The sequence below is a fragment of the Pseudomonas sp. 20P_3.2_Bac5 genome, assembly GCF_025466035.1.
In the GTDB taxonomy this organism is placed as follows: Bacteria; Pseudomonadota; Gammaproteobacteria; order Pseudomonadales; family Pseudomonadaceae; genus Aquipseudomonas.
In genome coordinates this window covers 48,247-57,053 of sequence record NZ_JANLOA010000086.1, presented here as the reverse complement: position 1 = coordinate 57,053, position 8,807 = coordinate 48,247, and the positions used below count along the sequence as shown (strand labels likewise).

The following is an 8,807-nucleotide window of genomic DNA, read 5'->3' as shown; positions in this document are numbered from 1 at the left end:
ACGGCACGCCTTCTAAGGAGCTATCCATGAAATACCTCCCGCTACTTCTCGCCATTGCCATTTCCCCTGCCTTCGCCGCTATCGCCAATGACGACGGCGGCGACGACCAGCCACTGACTATCAATGGCTGCGTGATCCAGCCGGGCAGCCAGTGCCCCAACGCCAACCTCGAAGGCGCTGACCTGAACAACCAGGACATGAGCAAGATGAACCTGGCCGGCGCCAACCTGCGCAACGCCAACCTGCGTCACGCCAAGCTCGACCTGGCCAATCTGGAAAAGGCCCAGTTGCAGGGCGCCAACCTCAACCGCGCCAGCCTGCAACAGACCAACCTGCGCATCGCCGACCTCACCGGCGCCAGCCTGGTGGCCGCGCAAGCCTGGGGCATGTTCGCCCAGGGCGCGAAATTCAACGACGCCAATCTGAGTGCTGCCTACCTTGAATTCGCCCGCCTTTCCGGGGCCAAGATGCACAACACCAACCTGCAAGCCGCCGACCTGGAAATGACCTGGCTGAGCCGCGCCGACATGAAGGGCGCGATCCTCGCCGACGCCAACCTGCAAGAAGCCAAGTTCGGCGAGAGCAACCTGGAGAAGGCTGATCTGCGCGGAACCCGCAAGCATTACGCGAACTTCCAGGATGCCAACATGGAAGGCTGTGAAGGCTGTCCGAAGACCTGGGACTGACGGCAACTTCAAGCTGCAAGCGACGCGGCTCGCGGAGCGCGCTTAACTTGCAGCTTGCAGCTTGAAGCTTGTCACGTCGCGAAGCAGCCCCGTCTGGATCGCCAGGTGCACCATCTCCGCATGGGAACTCACCTGCAGCTTGCTCTTGAGTAGAGTCAGGTAGTTGGAAACCGTCTTGCCGCTCAGGCACAGGTGTTCGGCGATCACCCGCATCGGCGTGCCCTTGGCGAGCATCAGAAAGATTTCCGTCTCGCGCTGGGTCAGGCCATTCAGCCGCGCATCCTTGTCCTGTGCCCGTTGCGGCTGGGTTGCCAGTTGCGTGGCGAGGGCCTGCTCGATGTAGGCATGGCCGGACAACACCCGTCGCACCGCTTCCAGCAGCGTGGCCGGCGTCACCGACTTGGACAGGAAGCCGCAGGCGCCAGCGTCCAGCGCCTGGCGCACCAGCCCCAGTTCGGTGTGTTCACTGAAAAACAGCACGCGCAGTTGTGGCAGGCGCTGGCGCAGGCGGCGGGTGGTTTCCAGGCCGCTGATGCCGGGCAGGTCGAAATCCATCAGCACCAACCCCGGCACCTGCTCGTGAACCCGTTGCAGGGCTTCTTCGCCCGAGCCGGCTTCACGCACCGGCAGTTCCTCGGTGAGCACGGCACTGAGGCCCAGGCGCAGCATGGGGTGATCGTCAACCAGCAGGATGTCCATCGGCGTGGTTCTCGTTGTTGTTCGCCAAACCCCATGCTAGAGCCCTGCCCGGCCTGCCCGGCTACTACTTTGGTAGCGCTTTTGCTGTCGATGGTCGCATTCACAAAGCCGCGCTACTGACCTGTAATACCGGCATAACAAAAATGAGACTGCCGACCATGCTGCCCCGCGTCCTGTCCGCCCTCGCCTGCCTGACGTTTTCAGGCCTGCTCGCCAGCACTGCCTTGGCCGACACCCCGTTGTTTTCCGCCGACGGCTACCGCACCACCCTCTACCGCAGCCCAACCCCGGCCAGCGCCGAGGGCGCGCAAACCCTCGACACCCCCGGACTCCAGGCACTGCTCGCGGCCCAGCCGCAGCCGCTGCTGATCGACGTCTACAAACGCCAGTGGCTGCACGGCCAGTTCATCGACAGCGAAGCCCACGCCAATCTGCCCGGCAGCCACTGGCTGGCCAACACCGGCGACGGCGAGCTGAACCCGCAGTGGTCGGAGTATTTCAGCCGCCACCTGCAACGCCTCAGCAACGGCGACCGGCAGCGGCCGATCGTCTTCTATTGCCGCTCCGATTGCTGGCTGAGCTGGAACGCGGTCAAGCGCGCCACGGCGCTGGGCTACACACGCCTGTACTGGTACCGTGACGGCCTGGATGCCTGGGAAGCCGCCGGCCTGCCCGTGGTTGCCGCCACGCCCGAGGTCTTTCCCTGAACGACGATTCCTTGCGGTCAACGCCAAAACAATAAGGTGCAAAGCCATGTACAAGATTCTGATCGCTGACGACCATCCGCTGTTTCGCGAAGCCATCCATAACGTCATCAGCGATGGTTTCCCCGGCAGTGAAGTGATGGAAACCGCCGACCTCGACAGCGCCCTGGCGCTGACCGGCGAACACGACGACCTCGACCTCATCCTGCTCGACCTGAACATGCCCGGCATGCACGGCCTGGGCGGGCTGATCAACCTGCGTAACGAAGCGCCGACCATCCCGGTGGTGATCGTCTCCGCCGAACAGGACAAGCAAGTGGTGCTGCAAGCCATCACCTACGGCGCGGTGGGTTTCATCACCAAGTCCTCGCCGCGCTCGCAGATGACCGAGGCCATCGAGCAGATCCTCAACGGCAACGTCTACCTGCCACCGGACATCATCCGCACCCAGAAGAGCGGCAGCCGCCGTAGCCAGAACGAAACCCAGGGCTTTGCCCCGGAACTGCTGCAAGCGCTGACCCGCAAGCAACTGCTGGTACTGGAACGCATGACCAAGGGCGAGTCGAACAAGCAGATCGCCTATAACCTCGATATCGCTGAAACCACGGTCAAGGCCCACGTCTCGGCGATCCTGCGCAAGCTCAACGTGCACAACCGGGTGCAGGCGATTCTCAGTGCCGGTGATATCGACTTCACGGCCTACCTGCGACGTTAGGCGTAATTAATCGTTTCGATTGAAATTAATCGTTGAAACACGCAGTTACGCTGAAGTAAGCTCGAACGCATTCAACTGGAGCACACCATGCAATCCACCCCTCACAACCACGCACAACACACCGCCCGCCTCGCGCGCGCCGTCGTGTCCGTGGCTGCCTGCGGGACGGCTGCTCCAGTCGGCTTTTATTTTGGGTATTGGTTTAGCCAAAGGCGCCGCTGATACCCACACCGGCGCCCACTCAAAGGGGCCGCCGAATACGAGAATACTCAAACCCCCGGTCGGCCCCGCCCTCCGGGGGTTTTGTTTTTTTGGGCCAGACCACACCGACACCATTGAGGAACGACAGATGAACACCACCACTGACTACCGTTACCAACGCTCTGCCTGGCGATTTAGCCACTTCCGTTCGGGCCAGCCAGCCGCCTCCGACCGGTCCAGTACAGGTGGCAATCACACACTTACACGTATCTGTCGAACACAGCGATAGGGCCGAAGGCGCGGGACAGAACCCGCCTTCCGCCCAGGGAAATCCGAACATGCAAGCGTCCAGCCAAGCACTGCCCCTGAACACCAACGCCGCGGCCAACACTCCGGTCAGCCTGCGTCTGCCAAGCCCCATGCAACTCAAACAGCAGTTGCCGCTTTCCACGGCCCTCACGGCCCAGGTCCAGCACCACCGCCAGGCGGTGAAAAACATCCTCGACGGCAACGACCCGCGCCTGCTGGTAATCGTCGGCCCCTGCTCCCTGCACGATCCCCGCGCCGCCCTCGAATACGCCGAGCGCCTTGCCGCGCTGTCGCAACGTGTCGGCGACCAGTTGCTGCTGGTGATGCGCGCCTACGTCGAAAAGCCGCGGACCACGGTCGGCTGGAAAGGTCTGGCCTACGACCCGCACCTGGACGGCAGCGATGACATGCACGGCGGCCTGCGCCTGTCCCGCGAATTGATGCTGGGAATGCTCGAACTCGGCCTGCCGGTCGCCACCGAACTGCTGCAACCCATGGCCTCGGGCTACTTCGACGACCTGCTGAGCTGGGCGGCAATCGGCGCACGCACCACCGAATCGCAGATCCACCGCGAGATGGTCAGCGGCCTCGGCCTGCCAGTGGGCTTCAAGAACGGCACCGACGGCGGCGTCGGCATCGCCTGCGACGCGATCCGCAGCGCCGCCCATCCGCACCGGCATTTCGGCCTCGACGCCCAGGGCCACCCGGCCATCGTCGAAACCCTCGGCAACCCCGACACCCATTTGGTATTGCGCGGCGGCCACAAGGGCCCGAACTACGACGCGGCGAGTGTCGAGCAAGCGCGCCAGGGGCTGGCCAAGGCCGGGATCGCGGCACGGATCATGGTCGATTGCAGCCACGCCAACAGCGGCAAAGACCCGCTGAAACAGCCGGCGGTGTTCGATGATGTGCTGCGTCAGCGGCTGGACGGCGACCGCTCGCTGGTGGGCGTGATGATCGAAAGCCACCTGTTCGACGGCTGCCAGGCGCTGGGCAAGGGGCCGCTGGAATACGGCGTATCGATCACCGATGGCTGCCTGGGCTGGGAAGGCACCGAGGCGATGTTGCGCAAGGCGGCGTGTGAATTGCGCAAGCAACGGGCGGGGCACTGAAGCCCGGACGTTCAGCACAAAGTCTTCAGTGCGGAGTCTTACCACAAGGTTTCAGGAGAAATCGCCAAACAATTGCGTTAGGCTCTGGCTTTTCCCAACAGGAGTACCCCCCATGGCCCGAGCCAGCGCACGCCACATCCTCGTCAGCAGCGAAGACAAGTGCAACGAACTGAAAGCACAGATCGAAGCCGGCGCCGACTTCGCGGACGTTGCCAAAGCCAACTCCACGTGCCCATCCAGCCGCCAGGGCGGTGACCTGGGCTCGTTCGGTCCAGGCCAGATGGTCAAGGAATTCGACACCGTGGTCTTCAGCGCGCCGCTGAATGAAGTACAGGGTCCGGTGAAGACCCAGTTCGGCTACCACCTGCTGGAAGTGACCAGCCGCCAGGACTGATCGGTCTTGCGCCGATACCAGGGACCGCTCTGCGGTCCTTCGCGAGTGAACTCGCTCCTACAGAAGATGTTGCGCAATACCATCACTGTAGGAGCGAGCTTGCTCGCGACGGCGCTCTGCCTGACTGCCCAGGCCGCCCCTTCCCACGCTCTAACCGTCTACGACGAAGCCCCGCGCTATGCGGAGCATTTCCGTCACTTCGACTACACCAACCCTGACGCCCCCAAAGGCGGCAGCCTGCGCCGCTCGGCGATCGAGATCGGCCAGTTCGACCACATCCTTCCGTATATCGACAAAGGCATCGGTGTCAGTGAAATCGATGGCTGGCTCTATTCGCCGCTGGCAGTACGTTCGCTGGACGAGCCCTACACCGTCTACGGTCTGGTCGCCCGCCGCATGGAGCGGGCCGCCGACGGCCTGTCGCTGCGTTTCTACCTCGACCCGAAGGCGCGCTTTGCCGACGGCAAGCCGATCCGCGCCGAAGATGTGCGCTTCACCTACGACCTGCTGCTGCGCGAAGGCAACCTGAAATACCGCACCCAGTTCGCCGATGTCGCCGATGTGGTGGTGGAGTCGCCGACGCAAGTGCGCTTCGACTTCAAGACCAACCAGAACCGCACCCTGGCCCTCGACCTCGCGTCCCTGCCGGTGCTGCCCGAACACTGGTGGCGCGACCGCGATTTCGCCAACGGCGGCGGTTTCGAAGCGCCATTGGGCAGCGGGCCGTACCGCGTGGCGCGGATCGACAACGGCCGCAGCATCACCTTCGAACGCGACCGCGACTGGTGGGGCAAGGACCTCGCGGTCAACCGTGGCCGCTACAACTTCGACCAGTTGCGCATCGAGTACTTCGGCGACACCGATGTCGCCCGCCAGGTCCTGCGCGGTGGCGGCTACGACTACAACCGCGAGTTTTCCGCCACCGGCTACACCATCGGCTACAACGGCCCGGCCCTCGACGACGGCCGCCTGCAACGCGCGCACCTGGCCAAAGACATGGCGCAAAGCGCCCAAGGCTATGTGTTCAACCTGGAGCGCCCGATGTTCCAGGACCGCCGCGTACGCCAGGCCCTGGCCCTGCTCTGGGACTTCGAGTGGAGCAACCGGCGGATGATGCGCGACCTGTACATCCGCCAGCAGAGCTACTTCGCCAACAGCCCGCTGGCTGCCCGCGAATTGCCGGACGCCGACGAGCTGAAACTGCTGGAACCGCTGCGCGGAAAAGTCCCCGATGAAGTCTTCAGCCAGGTGTTCGAGGCGCCGAAAACCGATGGTTCCGGGCTGATCCGCGACAAGCAGTTGCAGGCCCTGGCGCTGTTGCGGGAGGCCGGCTGGCAGCCGGACGGCGACCGCCTGGTGAATGCCCAGGGCGAGCCGCTGAGTTTCGTCTTCCTCAATGGCCAGAACGGCCTCGAACGCTTGCTGCTGCCGTGGAAACGCACGCTGGCGCAGATCGGCATCGACATGCAGATCCGCCGCGTCGACGCCGCCCAGTACGTCAACCGCCTGATGGCCCGCGACTACGACATGATCGTCACCGGCTACCCGGTGTCGCCCTCGCCGGGGCTAGAGCTGTACAGCTACTTCGGCTCGGCGGCGGCCAACGATCCCGGTTCGAACAATTTCATGGTGCTCAAAGACCCGGTGGTGGATGGCCTGATCGACGGCCTGGTGCGCGCCGCCACCCAGGCCGACATGCAGCGCCACGCCCATGCCCTGGACCGGGTGCTGCAATGGAATTACTACTGGATCCCCAACTACTACCCGCCAGGCACGTCCAGCGTCTGGTGGAACCGCTTCGGCCTGCCGAAAATCCCGGCCGCCAATGACCCGGCTCTGGACACCTGGTGGGAAGTCAGCCCGACCCCGCTGACCAACGCGCAAATGGCCGAACGCAGCGGAGCCGCGAAATGACCGCCTATATCCTGCGGCGCCTGCTGCTGATCATTCCGACGTTGCTGGTGATCCTGCTGGTCAACTTCGTCATCGTCCAGGCCGCCCCCGGCGGACCGGTGGAGCAGGCGGTGGCGCGCCTGCAAGGCATCGGCGGCGGTGCGCCAGGCTCGTCGTCGCTGCAGGTGGATTCGCGGGCCAGCCGCGGCCTCGACCCGGCCCTGCTGGAAACCATCAAGAAACAATACGGCTTCGACAAATCAGCGCCGGAACGGCTCTGGCTGATGCTCGGTAACTACGCCCGCCTCGATTTCGGCGACAGCTTTTTCCGCGGTGCCAAAGTCACCGACCTGATCCTCGACAAGATGCCGGTGACAATCTCGCTCGGCTTCTGGGCCACCTTGATCACCTACCTAGTGTCGATCCCGCTGGGCATCCGCAAGGCGGTACGCCATGGCAGCGCCTTCGATGCGTGGAGCAGCAGCCTGATCGTGATCGGCTACGCGCTGCCGGCGTTTCTCTTCGCCCTGCTGCTGATCGTGCTGTTCGCCGGCGGCACCTCGCTGAACTGGTTCCCGGTGCGCGGGCTGGTGTCGGAAAACTTCGCCGAGCTGAGCCTGATCGGCAAGGTCGCCGACTACTTCTGGCATTTGGTGCTGCCAGTGGGCGCGCTGGTGATCGGCGGTTTCGCCACCCTCACGCTGCTGACCAAGAACGCCTTCCTCAACGAAATCACCCGCCAGTACGTGGTCACCGCCCGCGCCAAGGGCCTCAGCGAGCGCCGCGTGCTCTACGGTCATGTGTTCCGCAACGCGATCCTGCTGGTGGTCGCGGGCATTCCGCAGGCGCTGATCACGGTGTTTTTCGCCGGCTCGCTGATGATCGAAGTGATCTTCTCCCTCGACGGCCTCGGCCGCATGAGCTACGACGCGGCGGTGAGCCGGGACTATCCGGTGGTGTTCGGCTCGCTGTTCATCTTCACCCTGTTCGGCCTGCTGATCCGCCTGCTGGGTGACATCTGCTACACGCTGGTAGACCCGCGCATCGACTTCGCGACGAGGGCCCGCTGATGTTTCGTTTGTCGCCGCTGGGCCGGCGCCGCCTGCAGAATTTCCGCCGCAACCGCCGTGGCTGGTGGTCGCTGTGGATCTTCGCCGCCTTGCTGACCCTGAGCCTCGGCGCCGAGCTGATCGCCAACGACAAGCCGCTGCTGCTCGGCCACCAGGGCAGCCTGTATTTCCCGGCGTTCAAGCGCTACACCGAGCAGCAGTTCGGCGGCCAACTGCCGTTCCAGCCGGACTACCGTAGCCAGTACGTGCGTGAACTGATCGAGGGCGACGGCGGCTGGATGCTGTTTGCGCCGGTGCCGTTCAGCGCCGACACGCCCAACTACGATTTGCAGGTGCCGGCCCCCAGCCCGCCCAGCGCGAGCAACTGGCTGGGCACCGACGACCAGGGCCGCGACGTGCTGGCGCGGGTGCTCTACGGCACGCGTATCTCGATCCTGTTCGCCCTGGCGCTGACCGTCATCAGCACGCTGATCGGCGTCACCGCCGGCGCCCTGCAGGGTTATCACGGCGGCTGGGTCGACCTGGTCGGCCAGCGCCTGCTGGAGGTCTGGTCGGGGCTGCCGGTGCTGTACCTGCTGATTATCCTCAGTGGCTTCGTCGAGCCGAATTTCTGGTGGTTGCTGGGGATCATGGCGCTGTTTTCCTGGCTGGCGCTGGTGGACGTGGTGCGCGCCGAGTTCCTCCGCGGGCGCAACCTGGAGTACGTGCAGGCGGCGCGGGCCATGGGCCTGCCGGACCGGCTGGTGATCGTCCGGCACATCCTGCCCAACGCCATGAACGCCACCCTCACCTACCTGCCGTTCATCCTCACCGGGGCCATCTCGACCCTGACCGCCCTGGACTTCCTCGGCTTCGGCATGCCCGCCGGCAGCGCCTCGCTGGGCGAGCTGGTCAACCAGGGCAAGCAGAACCTGCAGGCGCCGTGGCTGGGTTTCACCGCGTTCTTCGCCCTGGCGCTGATCCTCACCTTGCTGGTGTTTATCGGCGACGCCCTGCGCGAGGCGTTCGACCCACGGGCCTGATC

9 protein-coding genes are annotated in these 8,807 nt (G+C 64.4%); 8 read left to right on the top strand and 1 reads right to left on the bottom strand.

Going from position 1 to position 8,807, the window contains the following annotated elements; all coding sequences use genetic code 11:
* The first annotated feature begins 26 nt into the window (after nucleotides 1–26).
* Nucleotides 27–686, top strand: coding sequence for a pentapeptide repeat-containing protein (locus NTD88_RS15670; protein WP_095153542.1), 660 nt, complete (start codon nucleotides 27–29; stop codon nucleotides 684–686).
* A gap of 42 nt (nucleotides 687–728) precedes the next feature.
* Here NTD88_RS15670 and NTD88_RS15665 read toward each other — a convergent pair whose 3' ends face one another.
* Nucleotides 729–1,385, bottom strand: a complete 657-nt coding sequence (locus NTD88_RS15665; RefSeq protein WP_262154449.1) for a response regulator transcription factor — start codon at nucleotides 1,383–1,385, stop codon at nucleotides 729–731.
* Nucleotides 1,386–1,543: 158 nt separating this feature from the next.
* Here NTD88_RS15665 and NTD88_RS15660 point away from each other — a divergent pair, with 158 nt between their 5' ends.
* From NTD88_RS15660 to NTD88_RS15630, 7 genes are all read left to right on the top strand, one after another.
* Complete coding sequence (locus NTD88_RS15660; RefSeq protein ID WP_177454386.1) at nucleotides 1,544–2,092, top strand: PQQ-dependent catabolism-associated CXXCW motif protein; 549 nt, start codon at nucleotides 1,544–1,546, stop codon at nucleotides 2,090–2,092.
* Nucleotides 2,093–2,138: 46 nt separating this feature from the next.
* Nucleotides 2,139–2,804: a response regulator transcription factor gene (locus NTD88_RS15655; protein WP_095153544.1), complete on the top strand. Its 666-nt coding sequence runs from the start codon at nucleotides 2,139–2,141 to the stop codon at nucleotides 2,802–2,804.
* A gap of 539 nt (nucleotides 2,805–3,343) precedes the next feature.
* Entirely contained in the window at nucleotides 3,344–4,426 is a 1,083-nt protein-coding gene (locus NTD88_RS15650) for a 3-deoxy-7-phosphoheptulonate synthase (protein ID WP_095153545.1), read from the top strand.
* Nucleotides 4,427–4,538: 112 nt separating this feature from the next.
* The gene (locus NTD88_RS15645; protein ID WP_095153546.1) at nucleotides 4,539–4,820 is read left to right on the top strand and encodes a peptidylprolyl isomerase; all 282 of its coding nucleotides are present in this window, start codon (nucleotides 4,539–4,541) and stop codon (nucleotides 4,818–4,820) included.
* Nucleotides 4,821–4,886: 66 nt separating this feature from the next.
* Nucleotides 4,887–6,734 (top strand): extracellular solute-binding protein, encoded by a 1,848-nt coding sequence (locus NTD88_RS15640; protein WP_262154448.1) that lies wholly within the window; start codon nucleotides 4,887–4,889, stop codon nucleotides 6,732–6,734.
* Complete coding sequence (locus tag NTD88_RS15635) at nucleotides 6,731–7,783, top strand: microcin C ABC transporter permease YejB (protein WP_095153548.1); 1,053 nt, start codon at nucleotides 6,731–6,733, stop codon at nucleotides 7,781–7,783. Before NTD88_RS15640 ends, NTD88_RS15635 begins: the two co-directional genes overlap by 4 nt.
* Entirely contained in the window at nucleotides 7,783–8,805 is a 1,023-nt protein-coding gene (locus NTD88_RS15630; RefSeq protein WP_095153549.1) for an ABC transporter permease, read from the top strand. Before NTD88_RS15635 ends, NTD88_RS15630 begins: the two co-directional genes overlap by 1 nt.
* Nucleotides 8,806–8,807 lie beyond the last annotated feature (2 nt).